The organism is Bacillus sp. FSL K6-1284 (assembly GCF_038002625.1).
Lineage (GTDB): Bacteria > Bacillota > Bacilli > Bacillales > Bacillaceae > Bacillus > Bacillus paralicheniformis.
The window spans coordinates 4,312,131-4,336,125 of record NZ_JBBOCW010000001.1; the positions used below are offsets into that span (position 1 = coordinate 4,312,131).

20 protein-coding genes, 3 pseudogenes and 1 riboswitch are annotated in these 23,995 nt (G+C 43.5%); of the genes and pseudogenes, 19 read left to right on the forward strand and 4 right to left on the reverse strand.

Annotated features, from left to right (window positions below; translation table 11 throughout):
- The first annotated feature begins 174 nt into the window (after positions 1 to 174).
- The 7 genes from MHB72_RS21890 to gnd all read left to right on the forward strand — a co-directional run bounded on the left by MHB72_RS21890 (position 175) and on the right by gnd (position 6,636).
- Positions 175 to 546 (forward strand): MarR family winged helix-turn-helix transcriptional regulator, encoded by a 372-nt coding sequence (locus MHB72_RS21890; RefSeq protein ID WP_228119609.1) that lies wholly within the window; start codon positions 175 to 177, stop codon positions 544 to 546.
- Between the two features lie 12 nt (positions 547 to 558).
- Entirely contained in the window at positions 559 to 951 is a 393-nt protein-coding gene (locus MHB72_RS21895; RefSeq protein WP_216919103.1) for a rhodanese-like domain-containing protein, read from the forward strand.
- A complete protein-coding gene (locus MHB72_RS21900) occupies positions 945 to 1,379 on the forward strand; it encodes an EVE domain-containing protein (RefSeq protein WP_020453584.1) in 435 nt (144 codons plus the stop codon). Before MHB72_RS21895 ends, MHB72_RS21900 begins: the two co-directional genes overlap by 7 nt.
- Before the next feature lie 186 nt (positions 1,380 to 1,565).
- Complete coding sequence (locus tag MHB72_RS21905; protein ID WP_020453585.1) at positions 1,566 to 2,297, forward strand: GntR family transcriptional regulator; 732 nt, start codon at positions 1,566 to 1,568, stop codon at positions 2,295 to 2,297.
- A complete protein-coding gene (gene gntK, locus MHB72_RS21910; protein ID WP_023856845.1) occupies positions 2,290 to 3,831 on the forward strand; it encodes a gluconokinase in 1,542 nt (513 codons plus the stop codon). Before MHB72_RS21905 ends, gntK begins: the two co-directional genes overlap by 8 nt.
- Before the next feature lie 21 nt (positions 3,832 to 3,852).
- Positions 3,853 to 5,199, forward strand: coding sequence for a GntP family permease (locus tag MHB72_RS21915; protein ID WP_023856844.1), 1,347 nt, complete (start codon positions 3,853 to 3,855; stop codon positions 5,197 to 5,199).
- Between the two features lie 30 nt (positions 5,200 to 5,229).
- Entirely contained in the window at positions 5,230 to 6,636 is a 1,407-nt protein-coding gene (gene gnd, locus MHB72_RS21920) for a decarboxylating NADP(+)-dependent phosphogluconate dehydrogenase (protein ID WP_216919101.1), read from the forward strand.
- Between the two features lie 115 nt (positions 6,637 to 6,751).
- On the opposite strand, the gene MHB72_RS21925 is transcribed toward gnd, so the two are convergent.
- The gene (locus MHB72_RS21925) at positions 6,752 to 7,615 is read right to left on the reverse strand and encodes an HNH endonuclease (RefSeq protein ID WP_096748425.1); all 864 of its coding nucleotides are present in this window, start codon (positions 7,613 to 7,615) and stop codon (positions 6,752 to 6,754) included.
- Positions 7,616 to 7,915: 300 nt separating this feature from the next.
- Between MHB72_RS21925 and adhE the strand changes: the two genes are divergently transcribed.
- The 3 genes from adhE (at position 7,916) to ahpF (ending at position 12,893) form a co-directional block, all read left to right on the forward strand.
- Complete coding sequence (adhE, locus tag MHB72_RS21930) at positions 7,916 to 10,519, forward strand: bifunctional acetaldehyde-CoA/alcohol dehydrogenase (protein WP_020453589.1); 2,604 nt, start codon at positions 7,916 to 7,918, stop codon at positions 10,517 to 10,519.
- Positions 10,520 to 10,786: 267 nt separating this feature from the next.
- Entirely contained in the window at positions 10,787 to 11,350 is a 564-nt protein-coding gene (gene ahpC / locus MHB72_RS21935; RefSeq protein ID WP_020453590.1) for an alkyl hydroperoxide reductase subunit C, read from the forward strand.
- Positions 11,351 to 11,363: 13 nt separating this feature from the next.
- Entirely contained in the window at positions 11,364 to 12,893 is a 1,530-nt protein-coding gene (ahpF, locus tag MHB72_RS21940; protein WP_020453591.1) for an alkyl hydroperoxide reductase subunit F, read from the forward strand.
- A 48-nt stretch (positions 12,894 to 12,941) separates the two neighbouring features.
- Here ahpF and MHB72_RS21945 read toward each other — a convergent pair whose 3' ends face one another.
- From MHB72_RS21945 to MHB72_RS21955, 3 genes are all read right to left on the reverse strand, one after another.
- The gene (locus MHB72_RS21945; protein ID WP_256163442.1) at positions 12,942 to 13,064 is read right to left on the reverse strand and encodes a hypothetical protein; all 123 of its coding nucleotides are present in this window, start codon (positions 13,062 to 13,064) and stop codon (positions 12,942 to 12,944) included.
- 127 nt (positions 13,065 to 13,191) lie between these two features.
- A complete protein-coding gene (locus MHB72_RS21950) occupies positions 13,192 to 14,544 on the reverse strand; it encodes an amino acid permease (protein ID WP_025810517.1) in 1,353 nt (450 codons plus the stop codon).
- Between the two features lie 147 nt (positions 14,545 to 14,691).
- Positions 14,692 to 14,771: riboswitch (glycine riboswitch) on the reverse strand.
- Positions 14,772 to 15,008: 237 nt separating this feature from the next.
- Complete coding sequence (locus MHB72_RS21955) at positions 15,009 to 15,971, reverse strand: helix-turn-helix transcriptional regulator (RefSeq protein WP_025810516.1); 963 nt, start codon at positions 15,969 to 15,971, stop codon at positions 15,009 to 15,011.
- 109 nt (positions 15,972 to 16,080) lie between these two features.
- Here MHB72_RS21955 and MHB72_RS21960 point away from each other — a divergent pair, with 109 nt between their 5' ends.
- The 9 genes and pseudogenes from MHB72_RS21960 (at position 16,081) to MHB72_RS21990 (ending at position 23,805) form a co-directional block, all read left to right on the forward strand.
- Positions 16,081 to 16,566, forward strand: coding sequence for a GyrI-like domain-containing protein (locus MHB72_RS21960; protein ID WP_216919100.1), 486 nt, complete (start codon positions 16,081 to 16,083; stop codon positions 16,564 to 16,566).
- Positions 16,567 to 16,587: 21 nt separating this feature from the next.
- Positions 16,588 to 17,052: a hypothetical protein gene (locus MHB72_RS21965; RefSeq protein WP_020453596.1), complete on the forward strand. Its 465-nt coding sequence runs from the start codon at positions 16,588 to 16,590 to the stop codon at positions 17,050 to 17,052.
- Between the two features lie 212 nt (positions 17,053 to 17,264).
- A pseudogene (locus MHB72_RS22945) lies at positions 17,265 to 17,348 on the forward strand (hypothetical protein); the annotation flags it as partial.
- A 509-nt stretch (positions 17,349 to 17,857) separates the two neighbouring features.
- The gene (fbp, locus tag MHB72_RS21970) at positions 17,858 to 19,783 is read left to right on the forward strand and encodes a fructose-1,6-bisphosphatase (RefSeq protein ID WP_128822247.1); all 1,926 of its coding nucleotides are present in this window, start codon (positions 17,858 to 17,860) and stop codon (positions 19,781 to 19,783) included.
- A 109-nt stretch (positions 19,784 to 19,892) separates the two neighbouring features.
- Positions 19,893 to 20,231 (forward strand): annotated as a pseudogene (locus tag MHB72_RS21975) (FAD-dependent oxidoreductase); the annotation flags it as partial.
- A 381-nt stretch (positions 20,232 to 20,612) separates the two neighbouring features.
- Positions 20,613 to 20,838 (forward strand): annotated as a pseudogene (locus tag MHB72_RS22950) (iron-enterobactin transporter ATP-binding protein); the annotation flags it as partial.
- Positions 20,789 to 21,709: an iron-hydroxamate ABC transporter substrate-binding protein gene (locus MHB72_RS21980; protein ID WP_041817479.1), complete on the forward strand. Its 921-nt coding sequence runs from the start codon at positions 20,789 to 20,791 to the stop codon at positions 21,707 to 21,709. The pseudogene MHB72_RS22950 and the gene MHB72_RS21980, both read left to right, overlap by 50 nt.
- An 84-nt stretch (positions 21,710 to 21,793) precedes the next feature.
- The gene (locus MHB72_RS21985; RefSeq protein ID WP_216919663.1) at positions 21,794 to 22,804 is read left to right on the forward strand and encodes a FecCD family ABC transporter permease; all 1,011 of its coding nucleotides are present in this window, start codon (positions 21,794 to 21,796) and stop codon (positions 22,802 to 22,804) included.
- Positions 22,801 to 23,805, forward strand: a complete 1,005-nt coding sequence (locus tag MHB72_RS21990) for a FecCD family ABC transporter permease (protein WP_216919098.1) — start codon at positions 22,801 to 22,803, stop codon at positions 23,803 to 23,805. Before MHB72_RS21985 ends, MHB72_RS21990 begins: the two co-directional genes overlap by 4 nt.
- The last annotated feature ends 190 nt before the right edge of the window (positions 23,806 to 23,995 follow it).

A 23,995-nucleotide genomic window follows, 5' to 3' on the forward strand; every position in this document is an offset into this window, starting at 1 on the left:
TTTATTGTACCACGGTTAATTAATTAAATTAACAAACGAAAACAAGAAGGCTTGCGTTCAAAAATATAATCAGTTATACTGACTATATTGTTTGGTGATTATTTTAGGTGGTGATGATTTTTGAAACAGTTAAGTCAATTTTACGGATTTTTGCTAGGAAAGGTTCTTCAGCAAATGGAGGATCAATTTGCTGATGTTCTCGCTCCGTATAGCTTGAATGCCAGGCAATTCGGAGTACTTGTATTTATAGAAGAAAACCCTTTTTCTTCTCAAAAACTGATTTCTGAACAACTGCAGATCGACCGTACGACAATGGTGAGCCATGTTGACCATTTAGAAGCTTCAGGCTTTGTGGAAAGGACAAAAAACGCAAGTGATCGCAGGGCATACAGCCTAATCCTTACTGAAAAAGGCAGCGATGTACTGTCATCATGCAAACAGGTTTTAGTACAGACAGAATATGAGGTTTTATCCCCTCTGACTGACAATGAAAAAAAATTATTTAAAGATTTGCTTTTAAAAGTATGGAAAAAGTATAAAAACTAGGAGGCATACCCTATGAATTCACTCGATTTTTTTAATGCACGTTTAGAAGCCACCATTAGTCCAATGGATTATTTTAAATCTTCAAAGAATCACCCTGAAAAATATTTTTTAATAGATGTAAGAAACGGGCCAAGCGAAGTCAGGAGTTTGACGATAAAAGGTGCTCAAGCGATACCTGAACACGATCTCCCTCATCGATTAGAGGATATTCCAAAAGATAAAGAAATCATTGTGTACTGCTGGGATGTCTGGTGCAATACGGCAGCTAAAGCAGCTAAATTTTTATTAGAAAAAGGCTATCAAGTGAAAGAGCTGACCGGAGGGATCGCGGCATGGAGAGAAATGAATTTTCCTGTGTCAGCATGCACCGAAGGGAATACTGACAAGGATGCTTGCGGATGCTGAATGGAATGAAAAGAAGGTATTGGATCGGCGTAGCTTCGCGCGATCACGTCTTGAAAGGTGTATCCGGAGGCTTCGCCCAACTTTGCCACGGAAAAGAGGCGCCTTTAAAAAGAATGAATCCCGATGATTGGATCATTTATTACTCGCCAAAACAAAATCTCAAAGATGATGCGCCCTATCAAAAGTTTACAGCTGTAGGGGAAGTGAGTGATAACAGAGTTTACAAGGTTCATGCGGGAGAAGGATTCTCACCTTACAGAAGGAAGATCAACTTTTTAAAATGCCGGGAAACGCCGATCCACCCATTCATTCCCAACCTCTCTTTCATCAAAAACAAACGGCACTGGGGTTATTCCTTTCGATTTGGGCACATAGAAATTAGCGAACATGACTTCAAACTCATCGTTAAACAAATGGTCAAAATATAAAGGGCAGCTGCTCCCTTTATATTTTTTTGCTTTAGTGGAGTATTTCGAGCGCATTGGCAAAACAAATCGTTTTATAAATGGAAAAAAATTTTCGGAAAATTTGAAATGAAAGTGTTTGCATAATCAAAATAATCGCGTTATCATACTTGTATACAAGTATACTCGTATAACTAGGAAGGTGAGTGTATGAGCCAATCTAAAAATCTTTTATATCCGGAGAAGTGGCTTTCAAGAGCTTCAACAGGTGTTCGCGTCGCATGCGAGCTGAGAATGCGCATTATTTCCGGCTTGATTGAAAGCGGTACCATTTTATCTGAAAATAAATTGGCTGCGGAATTCTCGGTGAGCCGGTCTCCCATCCGCGAGGCTTTAAAAATACTGGCATCGGAAAAAATCATCCGTTTGGAACGGATGGGCGCCGTTGTCATCGGTTTAACCGAAAAAGAAATTGGAGAAATTTATGATGTGCGTCTGGTGATGGAAACATTCGTATTCGAACGGCTTGGACGGGCAAATGTCGACGAACTGGTAACAGACCTCAGCAAAATATTGGAGATGATGAAAGTCTCCATCAAATACAAAGATGCCGACGAGTTCTCATTTCAAGACGTCTTATTTCACGAAACGATTGTCCGCTCCATCAATCATTCTTACATTTTGATGATATGGAACAATCTCAAACCTGTGATGGAAAGCTTTATTCTTTTATCCATGCGGGCCCGCTTAAAAGAAAAATACGAAGACTTTGAACGAATTCTCGATAACCATGAACTTTATATCAAAGCGATCAAAACGAAAGACAGGGATCTGATGCTTAAATCCCTACATCAAAATTTCGATGACGTGCAAGGTAAAGTTGAAGATCTGTGGCTGTCGCAACAAATGCTGGCGAAAGGGGCCGAACAAGAAAATGACTAGTTATATGTTAGGCATAGATATCGGTACGACAAGCACGAAAGCGGTTTTATTCAGTGAAAAAGGGGACGTGATCCAAAAGGAAAGCATCGGCTACGCGCTTTACACACCGGACATCTCGACCGCTGAGCAAAACCCGGATGAGATTTTTCAGGCCGTCATCCAGTCAACGGCGAAAATCATGCAGCAGCATCCTGACAAACAGCCGTCATTCATTTCATTCAGCAGCGCGATGCACAGCGTGATTGCGATGGACGAAAACGACAAGCCGCTCACCTCCTGCATCACTTGGGCAGACAACAGAAGCGAAGGCTGGGCTCATAAAATCAAAGAAGAAATGAACGGGCACAATGTCTATAAACGGACGGGAACGCCGATTCATCCGATGGCGCCGCTAAGCAAAATCACATGGATTGTAAACGAGCATCCTGAAATCGCTGCCAAAGCAAAAAAATATATCGGAATCAAGGAATATATTTTTAAAAAGTTATTTGATCAATATGTCGTCGATTACTCCTTAGCTTCGGCGATGGGAATGATGAATCTCAAAACATTGGCCTGGGATGAAGAAGCACTTGCCATTGCAGGCATCACACCTGACCACCTATCAAAGCTCGTTCCGACAACAGCCATTTTCCATCACTGCAATCCGGAACTGGCGGCGATGATGGGAATTGATCCGCAAACGCCATTTGTCATCGGTGCCAGCGACGGCGTGCTTTCCAACCTCGGCGTCAACGCGATTAAAAAAGGCGAAATCGCCGTCACTATTGGGACAAGCGGTGCGATTCGCACGATTATCGATAAACCGCAAACCGATGAAAAAGGCAGAATCTTTTGCTATGCCTTAACTGAGAATCATTGGGTCATCGGCGGGCCAGTCAACAACGGCGGGATCGTCCTTCGCTGGATCAGAGATGAATTTGCATCATCAGAAATCGAAACGGCAAAACGTCTCGGCATTGATCCGTACGATGTCTTGACCAAAATTGCCGAACGCGTCAGACCGGGTGCCGACGGACTGCTGTTCCATCCATACCTCGCAGGCGAACGGGCGCCGCTCTGGAATCCGGATGTGCGCGGTTCATTCTTCGGCCTCACCATGTCGCATAAAAAAGAACACATGATTCGCGCGGCATTGGAAGGGGTTATTTACAATCTGTACACCGTCTTCCTGGCGTTGACAGAATGCATGGACGGTCCAGTTGCCCGAATTCAGGCGACCGGAGGTTTCGCAAGGTCTGACGTATGGAGGCAAATGATGGCCGATATTTTCGAATCGGAAGTCGTCGTGCCGGAAAGCTATGAAAGCTCTTGTCTCGGAGCCTGCATTTTGGGGCTGTACGCGACAGGGAAAATCGATTCATTCGATGTCGTCTCCGACATGATCGGAAGCACGCACAGACACGCGCCGAAAGAAGAATCGGCCAAAGAATACAGAAAATTAATGCCGCTTTTTATCAACTTATCTCGAGCACTTGAAAACGAATATACACAAATTGCAAATTATCAAAGAAGCTTATCCAGCAAAAAATAGGGGAGAATTGGAGGCGTTATCATGCCATTACTGATCGTAGCAATCGGGATTGTCGCATTATTGCTTTTGATTATGGGGTTAAAACTGAATACGTTTGTTTCCTTGATTATCGTATCGTTCGGGGTTGCATTGGCGCTTGGAATGCCGCTTGACGACATCGTCAAAACGATTGAAGAAGGCCTTGGCGGAACGCTCGGCCATATCGCATTGATCTTCGGGCTCGGCGCCATGCTGGGCAGGCTGATCGCGGATTCAGGGGGCGCTCAGCGCATTGCGATGACCCTCGTCAACAAATTCGGAGAGAAAAACATCCAATGGGCGGTCGTCATCGCCTCCTTTATCATCGGGGTAGCATTATTCTTCGAAGTCGGATTGGTATTATTGATTCCAATTGTATTCGCCATTTCAAGAGAATTGAAGATATCTATTTTATACCTTGGAATTCCAATGACGGCGGCCTTATCCGTCACACACGGCTTCCTGCCCCCGCATCCGGGACCGACGGCTATCGCGGGAGAGCTCGGCGCCAATATCGGGGAAGTGCTGCTCTACGGTATCATTGTTGCAATTCCAACCGTTCTTTTGGCCGGACCTTTATTTACGAAACTGGCGAAAAAAATCGTCCCGCAATCATTTGAGAAAATGGGCAGCATCGCTTCACTCGGTGAGCAGAAAACGTTCAAGCTTGAAGAGACGCCCGGCTTCGGCATCAGCGTCTTCACAGCTATGCTTCCGGTCATTATCATGTCTATTTCGACTGTTATTACGCTTATTCAAGAAACGATGGGTCTTGCAGACAACAGCCTGCTGGCAGCTGTTCGCTTAATCGGGAATGCCTCGACTTCGATGGTCATCTCCCTGTTGGTCGCGATCTATACGATGGGGATCGCCAGAAAGATCCCCATCAAACAAGTGATGGATTCCTGTTCAACCGCCATTACACAAATCGGAATGATGCTCTTGATCATCGGGGGCGGCGGCGCCTTCAAACAAGTCTTGATCAATGGCGGAGTAGGCGACTATGTAGCTGAATTATTCAAAGGAACAGCCATGTCGCCGATCTTGCTCGCCTGGGTCATCGCCGCAATTCTGCGCATCTCCTTAGGATCCGCGACAGTTGCTGCATTAAGCACAACCGGACTCGTTCTTCCGATGCTCGGACAAAGCGATGTCAATCTTGCGCTGGTTGTGCTTGCAACAGGGGCCGGAAGTGTAATCGCTTCCCATGTCAATGACGCAGGCTTCTGGATGTTCAAAGAGTATTTCGGACTAAGCATGAAAGAAACATTTGCCACCTGGACACTGCTTGAAACCATTATCGCGGTGGCCGGATTAGGATTTACTTTATTGTTAAGCCTATTTGTATAAAAAAGTCTTAAATGAAGGAGCAGGTATTACATGCGCAATACAATCGGTGTCATAGGTTTGGGAGTCATGGGGAGCAATATCGCCCTGAACATGGCAAGCAAAGGCGAACAAGTCGCCGTCTATAACTACACAAGGGATTTAACCGATCAACTCGTCCAAAAAACGGGAGGCCAAACAGTCAAGCCGTACTATGAACTTGAAGATTTCGTACAGTCTTTAGAAAAACCGAGAAAAATCTTTCTTATGGTCACAGCAGGCAAACCGGTTGATTCTGTTATCGACTCGCTCGTTCCTCTGCTTGAAGAAGGGGATGTCATCATGGACGGCGGCAACTCCCACTACGAAGATACGGAACGAAGATATGACAGTTTGAAAGCGAAAGGTATCGGCTACTTGGGAATCGGCATTTCCGGCGGCGAAGTCGGCGCTTTAAAAGGCCCATCCATTATGCCCGGCGGAGATCGGGACGTCTACGAAAAAGCAGCTCCGATTCTCACAAAAATCGCCGCCCAAGTAGAAGGAGATCCATGCTGTGTCTACATCGGTCCAAAAGGCGCGGGGCATTTTGTCAAAATGGTGCACAACGGCATCGAATACGCAGACATGCAGCTTATCGCTGAAGCGTATACATTTTTAAGAGAAAAGCTTCTTTTGCCGATAGATGAAATCGCTGACATTTTCGACACGTGGAATCAAGGAGAGCTGAAAAGCTATTTAATCGAAATCACGGCAGAGATCCTGAGGAAAAAGGATGAGCGAACGGGCGCTCCGCTCATCGACGTCATCCTCGACAAAACCGGCCAAAAAGGCACGGGCAAATGGACGAGCCTGCAGGCCATCGACAACGGCATTCCATCATCGATTATCACGGAATCCCTGTTTTCCCGTTACCTGTCATCATTAAAAGACGAACGGACAGCTGCCGAAAACGTATTGGCCGGGCCTGAAACAGAAGAACGGCCCCTGGATCAGAACGTGTGGATCGACCGCGTCAGACAGGCGTTATACATGGGGAAAGTCTGCGCCTATGCCCAAGGCTTCGCTCAATATAAAATGACGTCTGACCTGAACGGATGGCACCTGCCGTTAAAGGACATCGCCCTCATCTTCCGCGGCGGCTGCATCATCCGCGCACAATTTTTAAATCTCATCAGCGAAGCTTTCGACAAACAGCCGGACCTGTCCAACCTGCTGGTCGCACCTGACTTCGCTGAAAAACTAAAAGAATACCAGTCCGGCTTGCGAAAGGTCGTCTGCGAAGGCATCAGCTCAGGCATCTCATTCCCGTGCCTGAGCACCGCCCTCTCCTATTACGACGGCTACCGGACGGGCCGCTCAAACGCAAACCTACTGCAGGCGCAGCGCGATTATTTCGGCGCTCACACGTATGAGCGGACGGATATGGAAGGCGTGTTTCATACGGACTGGCATAAGTAAGGACTGAGACTTTATGAAGTTTTGAAAAACAAACACCTCAGTAAGTAATAGGCTGTCGGGATATCTCTCGACAGCTTATATTTATTATTAGATAAATAATTCAGCATTATAAGATTTATACTTTTGATAAACTATTATTCATATAATGGCCTCTTAAATCATAGATCTTAGCATTCCCAGGAACTTCTTGAAATATAAAACCAAATTTCTGTTGAGCCCATACAATAAAATCACCTTTTTTCTGGCCACATTCTGGACAAATAATAGTAGAACTATTATGCAAATGTTTATTCCAAGTGCAAATTATAAAGTGTAATCCACAAGCCAAACATTTTATTTTCTTTTGAGTATAAGTTGCTGTTGTTTGTACTAATTTACTAATAAGTTTTTCCCCCTCATCTGTAATCTTAATTATATCTCCAGTTGAATGTACCAAGCCTTTAGAAAGTAGTTCAAGTATAGAACTTGAATATTGCGCTTTATTTATACACTTTTGTGTTATATATTGGCCCCCAATTTCTATTAGCAATAGATTTTCCTCGTTTATCTTCTTTATAATTGCAGGTGCTCGTTCACATAACATAGTAGATAATAACTTTATGGACTCACTACTCAAATCACCCTCTTCCTTACTATTTTTAAGAGTTTCAGCAAAGATAGACGACATTAATTCAATCTCTGTCCTGTCAAACGATCTCGATTTGGGTAGTTTGCCCAAACTAACCATTTCATAGACTGTGTCTCTAGCCTTCTTTTGTTCTTTCTTAGTAAAATTCTGAGTCATTTTTGATTTTGTATGGATACTACTATGACATTCAACACAAACAGGTATTAAATTATCAAAATCATCGGTTCCTCCTTCAGACTTTTCTATGATGTGATGCACTTGAATATGTAGTGGTTTAAATTCTTTACAAATACAACAAACTCTTGCACATTTTGCAAGAACTTCTGAACAGACTTCTTCTGTTAATGTCATACTTAATCCCTCCCAAATTTAACATAATGTTACATCTATAAGTAATAAACTGTCAATTCTCGTTTTCATTCTATGATTTCATACTTTGTTCAACATTTCACAAACTAATACTTCAAATTCGTGATATGATAAATTCAGCCACAGAAAAGGAGGACTGATACTAAAATAAACCAGATATCCGCTTCAGGGATAAAATTTTTTAACTCCACTTGTGAAATGTTTCACAAACAATGTCCGCATCATTCATCCCTGAACATCCTGTTGTAATCAAATTCCTATTCATTCACTGGAGGGTTTACAATGGCAATCGAAGAAAAGGAAATGAAACAAAAGCAAAATGCCTCAACCATGGTTGATCAGCTAGTCGAAAAAGGCCTAAAGGCATTGGAAGAATTCCGCAGCTTTGATCAGGAGCAGATTGATGAGATCGTCAAACAGATGGCGCTTGCCGGCCTTGATCAGCACATGCCTCTCGCCAAACTTGCCGTCGAAGAAACGAAGCGCGGCGTTTATGAAGATAAAATCATTAAAAACATGTTTGCCACAGAGTATGTCTACCATCATATCAAATACGATAAAACAGTGGGCATCATCAATGAAAACGAACACGACGGAGTCATTGAAATCGCGGAGCCTGTCGGTGTCATCGCCGGCGTGACGCCGGTGACCAACCCTACTTCCACTACAATGTTCAAGTCCCTGATAGCGATCAAAACAAGAAACCCTATCGTGTTTGCTTTCCATCCATCGGCCCAAAAATGCAGCCGCGAAGCGGCGAGAATCCTTCGGGACGCAGCCGTCAAAGCAGGAGCACCCGACAACTGTATCCAATGGATTGAAACGCCTTCGCTGAATGCAACTCAAGCCTTAATGACCCATCCGAACGTTTCCCTGATTCTCGCAACAGGGGGCGCCGGCATGGTGAAATCAGCGTACAGCTCCGGAAAACCGGCCCTTGGCGTCGGACCTGGAAACGTTCCGTGCTACATCGAGAAGTCTGCCAACCTGAAGCAAGCCGTCAATGATCTGATCTTATCCAAAACATTTGACAACGGCATGATTTGCGCATCAGAGCAGGCCGTCATCATAGACAAAGACATCTACTCAGACGTCAAAGTCGAAATGACAAGAAACAACTGCTATTTCTTAAATGAAACCGAAAAATCAAAGGTCGAGAAATTGGTCATCAATGAAAATACTTGCGCGGTAAACGCTGATATCGTCGGCATGCCGGCATTCAAAATCGCTGAAATGGCCGGTGTCAAAGTGCCTCAAGATACAAAAATCCTCATCGCCGAATTAGAAGGCGTAGGTCCGGATTACCCGCTGTCCAGGGAAAAACTGAGCCCTGTTTTAGCGTGCTACAAAGTCAGCGGAATTCAAGAGGGATTAAAACGCGCCGAAGACATGCTGGCGTTCGGCGGAACCGGCCACTCGGCGGTAATTCATACGAACGATCAAGAAGCCGTTAAAGAATTCGGATTACGTATGAAAGCCGGGCGGATCATCGTCAATGCACCGTCGTCACAAGGGGCGATCGGCGACATTTACAACGCCTATATGCCTTCTTTAACACTCGGATGCGGCACATATGGCGGAAACTCCGTCTCGTCAAACGTTGGAGCTGTTCATTTAATCAACACGAAAAAAGTGGCGAAAAGGAATGTCAATATGCAGTGGTTTAAAGTTCCTCCAAAAATCTATTTTGAAAAACACGCAACCCAATATTTAGCGAAAATGCCTGACATCTCAAAAGCGTTGATTGTGACTGATCCGGGGATGGTGAAACTCGGATATGTAGACCGCGTCCTACACTACTTAAGAAGGCGCCCGGATTACGTTCATTGTGAAATTTTTTCTGATGTCGAGCCTGATCCTTCAATCGAAACGGTGATGAACGGCGTCGACATGATGGCCAAATTCCAGCCGGATGTCATCATCGCCCTCGGCGGAGGTTCTGCAATGGATGCCGCAAAAGGAATGTGGTTGTTCTATGAGCACCCGGATGCTGAATTCTTTGGATTAAAGCAAAAATTCCTGGACATCCGCAAGCGCATTGTCAAATACCCGAAACTGGGCGAAAAAGCAAAATTCGTCGCGATCCCGACGACATCAGGCACAGGCTCTGAAGTCACTTCATTCTCTGTCATTACAGACAAAGAAACGAATACGAAGTATCCGCTGGCCGACTATGAATTAACGCCGGACGTCGCGATCATTGACCCGCAATTTGTCATGACCGTGCCGAAACATATTACGGCTGACACAGGAATGGACGTATTAACACACGCAATTGAATCATACGTATCGTGCATGGCTAACGACTATACAGACGGCTTGGCCATGAAGGCCATCCAGCTGATCTTCGAATACCTGCCTAGAGCATACAAAAACGGCAGCGACGAGCTGGCCCGCGAAAAAGTGCATAATGCATCAACGATTGCCGGAATGGCGTTTTCCAATGCCTTCCTTGGCATCAACCACAGCTTAGCCCATAAGCTTGGCGCGGAGTTTCACATCGCTCATGGACGGGCAAACGCCATCCTTCTGCCGCACGTGATCCGCTATAATGCAGAAAAGCCGAAAAAGTTCACGGCATTTCCTAAATACAGCCACTTCATAGCCGATCAGCGCTACGCGGAGATTGCCAGAACGCTCGGCCTGCCTGCAAAAACAACTGCAGAAGGCGTTGAAAGCCTGATCCAGGAGATTATCTCGCTCGCCAAAGAGCTTAAAATTCCGATGAGCATTAAACAAAACGGCGTGGATGCTGCCGCATTCGAAAGCAAAGTGGATCTCATGGCCGAACGCGCCTTTGAAGATCAGTGTACGACAGCCAATCCGAAGCTGCCGCTCGTTTCGGAGCTTGCTGAGATTTACCGTTCCGCATATAAAGGAGTTTAGCCAAAGAAGCCGTCATTCCGACGGCTTTTCGTTTTCAATTAGGACTCTTCATTCTCACTACTCTACCATTTGTGCCAATCATACTATATGAAAGTTACGAAACTCCAACTCTTTTCTTTAGCTGAAATACTTAACAAAAAATTAACGGGCTTTCCCCTTGACAAAAAATATTTATTACTTGATAATTTGTATATAATTATAATAATTACAGAGAAATAAAGTTTACAATTTTTATTTCTCTTAAACTACATTCAGGAGGACGATATTATGTCTCTAATCGGAAAAGAAGTACAACCATTCGCAGCGAAAGCTTACAAAAACGGTGAGTTTATCGATGTTACACACGAAGATCTAAAAGGCCAATGGAGCATTTTCTGCTTCTATCCAGCAGATTTCTCATTTGTTTGCCCGACTGAGCTTGAAGACCTTCAAAACGAATATGCTGCCCTAAAAGAACTTGGTGTCGAAGTATACTCTGTTTCTACAGACACTCACTTCGTACATAAAGGATGGCATGACAGCTCTGAGAAAATCGGCAAAATCACTTACGCGATGATCGGCGACCCGTCTCAAACGATCTCCCGCAACTTTGAAGTGCTGAACGAAGAAGAAGGTCTTGCTGACCGCGGAACATTCATCATCGATCCGGACGGTGTGATCCAAGCTGTTGAAATTAACGCAGGCGGTATCGGCCGTGATGCAAGCACCCTGATCAACAAAGTAAAAGCGGCTCAATACGTCCGCCAAAACCCAGGCGAAGTTTGCCCGGCTAAATGGGAAGAAGGTTCTGAAACACTGACACCAAGCCTTGACCTAGTAGGCAAAATCTAAGGAGTGCATTCAATTGGTACTTGAAGCAAATATCAAAGCACAATTAAACCAATACATGCAGATGATTGAAAATGACATCGTCCTTAAAGTCAGTACAGGCGATGACAGTGTCTCTAAGGATATGCTGGCTCTTGTAGAAGAGCTGGCTTCCATGTCATCAAAAATCACTGTTGAAAAGGCGCAGCTCGACAGAACGCCAAGCTTCAGCGTCAATCGTGCCGGAGAAGAAACAGGCGTCACATTCGCCGGAGTTCCGCTCGGTCACGAATTCACATCTTTGGTGCTGGCACTCTTGCAAGTAAGCGGCCGACCGCCGAAAGTCGATCAAAAAATCATCGATCAAATCAAGAACATCAGCGGCGAATACCGCTTCGAATCTTATATCAGCCTCACATGCCACAACTGCCCGGACGTTGTGCAGGCATTGAACATGATGAGCGTGCTCAACCCGAACATCACGCACACGATGATCGATGGTGCGGCATACAAGTCAGAAGTCGAAAGCAAAAACATTATGGCTGTGCCGACCGTATACTTGAACGGCGAATCCTTTGGAAGCGGCCGAATGACGCTTGAAGAAATTCTTGCGAAAATGGGCAGCGGCACAGATGCATCTGAGCTTTCTGATAAAGATCCGTTCGATGTACTCGTTGTCGGAGGCGGACCTGCCGGTGCAAGCGCAGCAATCTATGCGGCGCGCAAAGGCATCCGCACAGGAATCGTTGCCGAACGCTTCGGCGGCCAAGTCCTTGACACGATGAGCATCGAGAACTTCATCAGCGTGAAGCGCACCGAAGGGCCGAAGCTTGCGGCAAGCCTTGAAGAACACGTGAAGGATTACGAGATCGACGTCATGAACCTGCAACGCGCAAAAGGTCTCGAGAAAAAAGATCTTTTCCATCTTGAACTCGAAAACGGCGCTGTTCTGAAAAGCAAAACCGTCATTCTGTCAACTGGCGCACGCTGGCGCAATATCGGCGTACCTGGCGAACAAGAGTTCAAAAACAAAGGTGTCGCATACTGCCCTCACTGTGACGGACCGTTGTTTGAAGGCAAAGACGTCGCCGTCATCGGCGGCGGGAACTCCGGTATCGAAGCAGCGATTGACCTTGCAGGTATCGTCAACCACGTGACTGTTCTTGAGTTCGCACCGGAGCTGAAAGCAGACGAAGTTCTGCAAAAACGTCTCTACAGTCTCCCTAACGTGACTGTCGTGAAAAACGCCCAAACAAAAGAAATCACGGGTGATGAAAACGTAAACGGCATCACTTACGTTGACCGTGAAACAGGAGAAGAAAAACACGTCGAGCTCCAAGGCGTCTTCGTCCAAATCGGTCTTGTGCCGAACACGGAATGGCTCCCTGAAACCGTCGAACGCAACCGCATCGGCGAAATCGCAGTCGACAAACGCGGCGAAACAACCATCCCTGGCCTATTCGCTGCCGGCGACTGCACAGACGGACCATATAACCAAATCATTATTTCAATGGGATCGGGGGCAAATGCCGCATTAGGGGCGTTTGATTATTTGATCCGGAACTAACACGAAAGGCGCTATGCTGCTTAAACGGCAGTATGGCGCTTTTTTATGTTATAACCCATATAAATGGGACTTCACATCATGGCCGACAAACGCTTTCCATATGATCAAATTGTACGGATAGGACCAAGCGGGATATTGCGATTGTCCATTCATGTATGAATTGTATTCCATGACTCCATTCCTCTCGTTCTCATGTCTACATTAAATATAAACCTATAAAAGGAAACGGTTAATCAAAAATAAAGACGGCATACTGCATGCAGTACACCGTCTTTTTCAAGAGATTTAATTTGACTCATCATGTTCTTTTTGTCCTGTTTTTTTTCATCCAAAATAAAATAAACAATACAATAAACCATAGAGGAGTCAGCAGCAAGGCCGGGCGAGTCGCATCCGCATACAGCATAATCATGAGAATGACCGCAAACATCGCCAGGACAACATAATTGATAAACGGCGCGAATGGCGCTTTGAATGTTGATGCTGCGTGTAAGTGCGGACGGGTTTTCCTGTATCTAATATGGCTGACAAGAATCACACCCCACACCCATATGAAACAAATCGCGCTGATGGTTGTCACGATCCCAAAGGCTTGTTCCGGTATCAGTTTGCTTAATAGCGCTCCTGCTGACAGGACAATGGTTGATACCCATAACGCGTGACTCGGCACATGGTTTTTATTCAGCTTCGCAAAATTGGCCGGGCCCTGTTTCGTTTTACTTAAATTGTACAGAATCCGGCTTGTTGAAAACATCCCGCTGTTACAAGCAGACGCGGCTGACGTTAATACAACAAAATTAATGATTCCCGCGGCAAGCGGGATGCCGACTAAGCTGAAGGTTTTCACAAAAGGACTTTCCGCTGCATTCAGTTCCATCCAAGGGTTAATACATAATAAGACGATAAGCGCGCCGACGTAGAAAAATAAAATCCGTAAAGGAATTTTATTAATAGCCGATGGAATATTTTTTTTCGGGTTCGACGTTTCCGCCGCCGATACACCTACTAATTCCACACCGACATATGCAAAGATCACCATTTGGAAAGAAAGCAAAAAGCCTGAAAATCCGTTTGGAAACAAACCGCCATGCGCCCAAAGGTTGGTAACCGAAACCGTTCCTGTATGCGTCTTAAACCCGATCACCAGCAAAATAACACCGATGACAATTAACGCAAGAATCGTGATCACCTTTATTAAAGCGAACCAAAATTCCAATTCTCCAAAAAGCTTGACAGTCAACAGATTGAGCCCTAATAAAATGAGTAAACAGATAAGTGCAGGGACCCACTGCGGAATATCAAACCAATATTTCACATAGACACCGACGGCAATCACATCCGCCATAGCCGTCATAATCCAGCAAAACCAATAGGTCCACCCGGTGACAAACGCCGCACGCGGCCCCAGATACTCCTCGGCAATATCGGTTAACGATTGATAACCCGCTTTAGATAACAGCAATTCTCCCAGCGCCCGCATCACGAAAAAAAGCGCAATACCTACAATGAAATACGCAAAGATGATAGAAGGACCCGCCAATTGAATCGCCTTACCGGAGCCTAAAAACAACCCGGTGCCAATCGTCCCGCCAATAGCGATAAGCTGTACGTGCCGATTGGATAAGTCCCTCTTTAATTCCCGCTGTTCCACATCAAACTCCTCCTTACCTCTCTAGTGAACGACGAGCAGTAAAAAAGCCCATAAAAAAAGAGATTGGATGTCCTCCAATCTCGCGGTCATAAGAATATCAAAATATATTTGTGCCGCTGACAATCATCAGCACGACAAATACATATTCGGTACTCTTCTGTCCTTTTGCCTGAGATTGTGAACCCTTCGGCGCCGCAGAATTCCGCGGTCTCTCCAGAAGCTGCTCCTGCTGTAGTTCGACCCACAGCAATCATAGCTTGCATGTATTGAGTTTTTCGATAGAGATGATTACTATCGGATAACTTTTAATTTTAATAGAGGTTGAGTGATTTGTCAATGGTCCTATTTATAGTTAACGCTAGTATTCTTAAACTCACCTATACTAGCGACAATATTTTCACCTGGTTTATAAATCAGCTTCTATTACGGAATCCTTTCGAAAATTGGGGTTTAACTGGCACTGCTCATGGGCAGAATAAGCATAATCTCTCTTGTAAACCTTCTAATACTTCTTCTGGTACTTCCCTGACCTTGATATCTTCACCTAGGAAAAGCAGCCAATTTGTTATTTCGGACAATTCTTCGGGATGATTCACATTGATAAAAGTCTTTAGAATGGCTGCGGTTTGATAAGGATTCGTATAGGAAATTGAAATTTTTAAAGGATGATATTTTTTGAATTGGGCAATCGCCTGTGGACCAAGTTCAAGGACAAGGTTGATTACTTCTTCCTGCTTACTTAGTTTCTCTAAAATCTTTTTCTTACTTATTCTTTTTTTCACAGAGTATGGTTTGACATTGGTAAGATTGTCCACAGGGAAAATCCTCCTCCTTTCATCCTTTAAGTCAAAGCCTTCAATCAGCCAAAGGCCTTTTTCATGATAAAGGTGCAGAAGATAAATGGGATAAGTCTTTATTACCTTCTCTTCTTTGATGGTAATCAATAAATAGCTATCCAAAAGAAGGAGCTGGATGAGTTTTTCTAACATGGGATGGGGGAGATCTGAAAGCTCAAGCAGGTCGGGATTATTGGGGTTTGTCCCTTCAAAAAGCAAGATTCGATTTAAAAAAACCAGGGCCTCTTGCTGGTTTTCTGAGATAAGGCCCAGTAATTTTTCAGCTAAAGACTGACGGCTCTTTAGATAAGGGAGTTGTTGATTTCTTGTAGCCATAAAAGCGATAAAAAGAGCTTTAATCTCATGATCGGTAAAGCGAACAGCAGGCAGGACAGAGTGGTTCATGACAAAATAACCCCCGCTCCTTCCAACTTCAGCAACAAGCGGCATCCCCATAGCTTCAATTTCCCTGATATCCCTGATAGCTGTCGAACGAGAGATGTGAAATTCCTGCATGATTTCAGAAATTGTAAAGTGGGCGCGGTTGTTGATATACCGCATGATGATATTAATCCGTTCAACTTTTTTCATCGGGGCCTCCTAAACAGTATCATTTTTTGACATGATTTAAGGTTATTATAAACGCATCAAGTGAAAAGACAAATCATTTGATTATTTTAAAAAAAGGAAGGTTTTGAATATGAAAAATTACACGCTGGAGGAAAAAGACAGCTTTGCCGTTTTTGGTATTGGAACGGAGCTTGAGAGCGATTACACAGATTCTGCTGGCATAAATAAGGAAAAGGCAGACTTTTGGGCGGCCGTCAAACAAGATGGAAGGCTTGACACTTTAAAAGCCATAGCTACAAATGACTATATTTTTGCCGTGAACGAAGCGGTAAACAACAAGATGATGCATTATGCTGGCGTGATGACAGAGGCAGAGGCGTCGGTGGCAGGAGAAACCAGAGTTATCCAATTTCCTAAGGGGGAATACCTGGTTGTTAAAGGGGAAGGGAAGACGGCTGATGAGTTGAGCAATAAGCTTACTGGCATTGCCTTCGGTCAAGTCTTGCCGGAAGCAAAGAATTTTGCCTATGTTGGCGGGCCGAATGCAACGGTTGAGATGGGGCAGCGAAACGGCTTAGTATTCGGTGAAATGTGGATTCCTGTTGTTAAGAAATAAAAAGATAAAGGAGAGCTGGAATTGTCCTATATCGTTGATTTTAAAAATGTCTCTACGGTTGGATTAGAGTCTTCACCTGCAGCAGAAGCACTTGCTGGTTTACGTGCTAATGAAGCCCGTTACTTTATGAACAAATACAAGCATGAATTTACGGTTGTACCAGCCAGCGAGTCCTGCGAGACCCTTGATTATGTGAACCGAATTTTGAAAGAAGAACGTGATATTGAGTTTGCGGCCAAACCTTTAGAAACGTCGCGTTTTCAAGTGGAAAATATCAAAATTGCCTATGTTTTTTATGAGGATGGTCTTGCAGTCAACGTCATGTATACGATTGATGATCCTAAAAAGCGGGCCGTTGGGTTTAAGCTTTCTGAGGGGATGGAGGTACCAAAGGAGTTAGAAGGGAAGTTTAAGTTCGCTAGGCAGAAGTCTAAATTAGCTGGAACCATTAGGGGCTCCTACTTTGTCATTAAAGGAGAATATTAAAGTAAAAAGCGTAAGTGCCGGAATTCAGTCATTTTTCGTATTTGATCATTCTTTTTCTTTATTCGGATAAGAAAAACTTGGTTGAGCAAAAAAACAAATTCAGCAAAAACAACAACCATTCATGCATTCAAATGACAAAACAGCACCTCTCCATCAAATTTGAAGGTGCTGTTATTTTTTTAGCGTAAACCTTATTGACGACTTATAGTAAGGCTGGTGCAAATGCAGCTATCCACCCTGCCTGTAAAGGCATCCGCACAGGGATTGCCGCTGAACGCTTCGGTGGTCAAGTTCTTGGCGATGATAAAAAGCCCCATAACAAAGAGACCGGATGTCCTCCAATCTCGTGGTCATAAGAATAACAAATCATATTTGTGCCGCTGACAATCATCAGCACGACAAATACTGCTTAAGATTATAAAACCCTTCCGCGGTCTCTTCAGAAGCTTCCCCTGCTATAAGTACGACCCACAGTAATCATGGCCTGCTACGTATTGAGTTTTCATTCCTCTCATTTCTGAAAACGAGACAATCCTGCGATAGAAAAATGACCAAGCCAAAGCCGGGTTACTTCCTAAGCTGAAATGCGGTGTCCGATTAATGTTAAAGAAGCCTTCTCAAGCTTTCTCTCCGCTCATCTCAGCGCCTCTTTCCCTCGTTTTGATTGTCTCAAAAAGGAGTTATGCGGTACTATCATATAAAGGTCAATTATTTAAAAATAATGTCATACTTTTAAAATCACCTTATCATGCAAATGCTCGTACATAGGGGGACAGCTCCTATTCTAAAAAGGGGATGGACGATTTTGGAAACCAAATATTTAGATTTACTCGCACAAAAATACGATTGTGAAGCAAAAGTGGTAACGGAAATCATTAATTTGAAAGCGATACTGAACCTGCCGAAAGGCACCGAGCATTTTGTCAGTGATTTGCACGGGGAATACCAGGCATTCCAGCACGTGCTGCGGAATGGTTCAGGAAGAGTAAAAGAGAAGATACGCGATATTTTCAGCGGTGTCATTTATGATAGAGAAATTGATGAATTAGCAGCATTAGTGTATTATCCGGAAGACAAACTGAAGTTAATAAAACATAATTACGATACGAAAGCATTGTTAAACGATTGGTATAAAGAAACGATTAATCGAATGATTAAGCTTGTATCTTATTGCTCTTCCAAGTATACCCGCTCCAAATTACGCAAAGCACTGCCCTCTCAGTTTGCTTATATTACGGAGGAGCTGCTGTATAAAACAGAAGAAGCTGCCAACAAAGAACAGTATTACTCCAAAATCGTAGATCAGATCATTGCGCTTGGCCAAGCTGATAAGCTGATCACCGGTCTTGCATATAGCACGCAGCGATTGGTTGTCGACCATCTGCATGTTGTCGGCGATATTTACGACCGCGGACCGCAGCCGGATCAGATTATGGAAGAACTAATCAACTATCATTCAGTCGATATTCAGTGGGGAAATCACGATGTCCTTTGGATAGGCGCTTATTCAGGCTCTAAAGTATGCCTGGCAAATATTATCCGCATCTGTGCCCGCTATGACAACTTGGATATTATTGAAGACGTGTACGGCATCAATCTGAGACCGCTCTTGAACCTTGCCGAAAAATATTACGATGATAACCCATCTTTCCGTCCGAAAGCAGACGAAAACAGACCGGAAGATGAGATTAAGCAAATCACAAAAATTCATCAAGCGATTGCGATGATCCAATTCAAGCTTGAAAGCCCGATTATCAAGAGACGGCCGAACTTTAATATGGAAGAGCGGCTGTTATTAGAGAAAATAGATTACGACAAAAACGAAATCACGCTGCACGGAAAAACATATCAGCTGGAAAACACCTGCTTTGCGACAGTGAATCCGGAGCAGCCAGATCAGCTATTAGAAGAAGAAGCAGAAGTCATAGACAAGCTGCTATTCTCTGTCCAGCATTCCGAAAAGCTGGGCCGCCATATGAATTTTATGATGAAAAAAGGCAGCCTTTATTTAAAATATAACGGCAACCTGTTGATTCACGGCTGTATTCCAGTTGATGAAAACGGCAATATGGAAACGATGATGATTGAGGATAAACCGTATGCGGGCCGTGAGCTGCTTGATGTATTTGAACGATTCTTGCGGGAAGCGTTTGCCCACCCGGAAGAAACCGATGATCTGGCGACAGATATGGTCTGGTATTTATGGACAGGCGAGCACTCCTCCCTTTTTGGAAAACGCGCTATGACGACCTTTGAGCGGTATTTCATTAAAGAGAAGGAAACACATAAAGAGAAGAAAAACCCGTATTACTATTTGCGTGAAGACGAGGCAACCTGCCGAAACATCCTGAAAGAATTCGGCCTCAACCCGGATCATGGCCATATCATCAACGGCCATACACCGGTAAAAGAAATCGAAGGAGAAGATCCGATCAAAGCAAACGGAAAAATGATCGTCATCGACGGCGGCTTCTCCAAAGCCTACCAATCGACAACAGGTATCGCCGGCTACACGCTGTTATACAACTCCTACGGCATGCAGCTCGTCGCCCATAAACACTTTAATTCCAAGGCGGAAGTGCTGAGCACCGGAACTGATGTCTTAACGGTGAAGCGATTAGTGGATAAAGAGCTTGAGCGGAAGAAAGTAAAGGAAACGAATGTTGGTGAGGAACTCTTGAAGGAAGTAGCTATTTTGGAGAGATTGCGGGAGTATCGGTATATGAAGTGAGGAAATGTGGAGTTCAGGGATCATTCTCTGGGCTCTTTTTTACGGTTTTCCACTTCGTACAGCAAATTGCTAACAAGGTCTGGTTTTCTGCTCGTTCATAGATAAGTAAGCGGCGATTGATCTCGCAGGCATCGTCAACCATGTCACTGTTCTTGAGTTCGCACCGGAGCTGAAAGCAGAGGAAGTCCTGCAAAAACGCCTCTACAGCCTGTCAAACGCGACTGTAGTGAAACATGTACAAATGAAAGAAATTACAGGTGACCTAAACGTAAACGGCATCACTTACATGGATCGTGAAACAGGCGAAGAACAACACGTTGAACTCCAAGCTGTCTTCGTCAAAATCGGTCTCCTGCCAAACACAGAGTGGTTAGACGGATCAGTCGAGTGCAACCGCATCGGCGAAATCGCAGTCGATAAACGCGGCCAAACAAGCACCCCCGGCCTGTTGACTCATCACCGTTCACTTCCAAACATCATTCGTAATTGATTATCAATGATAAGTTATTAAACTTGTTTTCATCATAATTAATTTTTTCTTTCTAAAAGGTTTCACTTTCATGAGGGTACTATGATAAGGACACAATTTCTGTATTGACATATTGAAAAATGAAATATATATTTATTGTTGATATTGATAATCATTATCGTTTATTTATTTTCATTCTGCTGTTCATACAGCTATTTACTGAAGAATTAAATACTGGCTCTGGAGGACGTTTAATTGTAAAAAATCTCTGTGTAACGATTCCAGATAAAAAGGAACAACCATATCCTGAGGTCAGCGCCAATGTGTTTGAATTGCTATGGCTCTTGTACGGGAGACGGACATGATTTACATCGAGCTGCTCGTTTTTTTCGGATTATATCATTGCATTAAAGACGGCGAAGTCGTGAAGGCTGGGCTTGTGAAGAGGCGAGTACTGCGGGAAGTCTTTCAAATTGGCCCGAGAACAAATAAACCGAAGTGTGTTACTTACAATTTATTAAGAGGTGAAAATGAGCATGAAGAAACTATTAATCCCGTTTATGCTACTGCTGACGCTTATGATTAGTGCATGCGGCAATGAAGAGTCAGCAACAAAGGATAGCGGCTCAGCAAAAAAAGAATCTAAAACGATTACATACCAAGCGGAAACAGGACCAATCGAAGTTCCAGCCGATCCGCAAAGAGTTGTTATGCTTTCAGGGTATACCGGAAATGTGTTAGATTTAGGAGTCAACGTTGTCGGTGTAGACACTTGGTCTAAAAACAATCCAACCTTTAAAGAAAAGTTAAAAGATGTTCAAGAAGTTTCAGAAGATGACCTAGAAAAAATTATTGAATTAGAGCCAGATTTAATCATCGCGTTATCAACGGTAAAAAATTTAGACAAATTAAATGAGATCGCTCCTACTGTTACTTATACATGGGGTAAAGTAGATTATTTAACTCAGCACGTGGAAATTGGCAAGCTACTAAACAAAGAAAAAGAAGCCCGAGCATGGGTTGACGACTTTAAACAGCGGGCAGAAGAAATCGGAGAAGATATTCGCACAAAAATCGGCAAGGATTCAACTGTATCTGTTATTGAAGCATATGGGAAAGATCTTTATGTTTACGGTAATAACTGGGCGCGCGGTACAGAAATCTTATATCAAACGATGAAACTAAATATGCCTGAAAAAGTAAAGAAAGACGCATTAAAAGCAGGGTATTATACGTTATCAGCTGAAGTGCTTCCAAAATATGCGGGAGATTATGTCATTTTAAGTAAGTACTCTGATGCGAATACATCTTTCCAAGAAACAGACACATACAAGAACATTCCAGCTGTCAAAAATGGACATGTCATTGAAATGCAAGGTGAAGGCGCATCATTCACTGACCCAATCACACTTGAAAAACAACTAGCATTCTTTAAAAAAGCGTTTCTAGGAAACTAAGACTAGAAAAGCAGAGGTCTATTGAAAGGGGTTGGCCAAAGGGCAGCCCCTTTCCCATTCTAAGAAAGGAAAATGATGAGCTTTATGATAAGAAAAACTCAATCTTTTACCTCATTTGCCTTCAAACTCATCTTAGGAATTCTAGTGTTTATTGGTATGTTTTTTATGGCAATGGTATTTGGAGCTGCAGACGTTTCAGTTGAAGATGTATGGTTGGCTCTTTCGTCTTCTGCAACCGGCGATCATATTTCGATTATCCGTGATATTCGGTTACCTCGTGAAATAGCTGCGATTTTTGTTGGCGCAGCTCTTGCTGTCTCTGGTGCAATCATGCAAGGTATAACAAGAAACCCACTTGCTGATCCAGGTTTACTAGGATTATCTGCCGGGGCTTATGCAGCATTGGCTGTTACGATCGCTTTCCTTCCATCAGCCAATTACTTTTTGACGATGGTTGCCTGTTTTATTGGAGCCGCACTCGGTGCCTTGTTGGTTTTTGGAATCGGTTCGATGAAAAAAGGCGGATTCTCTCCTTTCCGTATTGTGTTAGCGGGTTCTGCTGTTTCCGCCTTTTTATACGCCATTGCTGAAGGGCTTGGCCTTTATTTTAAAATTTCTAAAGATATCTCGATGTGGACAGCAGGAGGGATGGTTGGAACAACTTGGAATCAACTGCGAATCATCGTACCTTTTATTATCATTGGAATTGTTGTTTCCTTTTTCCTCTCGAGACAACTTACCATTCTCAGCTTAAATGAAGAAGTTGCCGTTGGCTTAGGTCAAAATATCATCAGAATTAAAATCCTTCTATTTATTATCATTATCATTCTCGCGGGAGCATCTGTTGCTCTGGTTGGCAATATGACCTTTATCGGTCTTATGATTCCTCATATTGTTCGGGCAATTGTTGGAACCGATTATCGTTTTATTTTACCAATGTCTGCAACTTGCGGAGCTACTTTTATGCTATTTGCTGATACACTTGGCCGTACCTTAAATGCACCATATGAAACACCTGTTATAGCCATTGTCGCTATGCTTGGTTTACCGTTCTTCCTGATCATTGTCCGAAAGGGAGGAAAAACACTCTCATGATACATTCAACATTAATTAAAAAACAGCGAATGATTTTATCGATTTCTCTCATACTCATCATAGCTACAGCTATTATTGGGATGGGAATAGGGTCTGCTAGTTTATCTTTTGACAGACTCATCCACACTCTATTAGGTCAAGGAACCTTTAAAGAGGAATTTATATTATATTCTATTCGATTGCCTCGAATATTGATTACTTTATTAGCTGGGATGGCACTTGCTATATCAGGTGCTATTTTGCAAGGAATCACAAAAAATGATTTAGCGGATCCAGGCATTATTGGGATTAATTCCGGTGCTGGGGTTGCCATTGCCGTTTTCTTTTTATTTTTCCCGACTGAAGCTGGATCATTTGTTTATATGATTCCAATTGTTGGCTTTATAGGAGCGATTATAACGGGCTTCTTCATTTATCTGTTAGCCTATAACAAAAATAGTGGTATGCAGCCTATAGGCTTAGTCCTCATCGGAGTCGGATTCTCAACTGCACTTTCCGGAGCTATGATTGTCATTATTTCTTCTACTGAACGGACAAAAGTTGATTTCATCGCCAAATGGCTGGCGGGTAATATTTGGGGTACGGATTGGCCATTTATTGGAGCTCTTCTGCCTTGGTTAGTCATCTTGATTCCGTTTACTTTGTACAAAGCAAGTCGACTAAATCTATTAGGATTAAGCGAGCCTGTAACCATTGGAGTTGGGGTTTCCATTGAAAGGGAGCGGATCGTTTTGCTTTTAACAGCTGTCGCATTAGCGGCTGCTGCCGTTTCTGTCACAGGAGGTATTTCCTTTATCGGATTAATGGCCCCACATATCGCCAAAACTTTAGTAGGACCCAGAAATCAACTATTTATCCCTGTTGCTATTCTACTTGGCGGTTGGTTCTTATTATTCGCCGACACAATCGGACGTAATATCATTGAAACCACTATACCGGCTGGAATCATGGTCTCATTAATCGGGGCACCTTATTTTATTTATTTGCTATTGAAAAAGTAAAATCCATAAAAACGAGGCTGTTCCAATGAGTCTCCAAAAATTCATTTCAAAATGTACCCATTAAATCAAACCCTTTGGTAGTCCATTTTGCAGAGGTGGTATGAAAGGGAGGAGTTTTCTCTTTTCAGACGACCTCTTTTATCTATTAGAGTGAAAATCTAAAAAACCTCATTTACTTATGATACGCTCC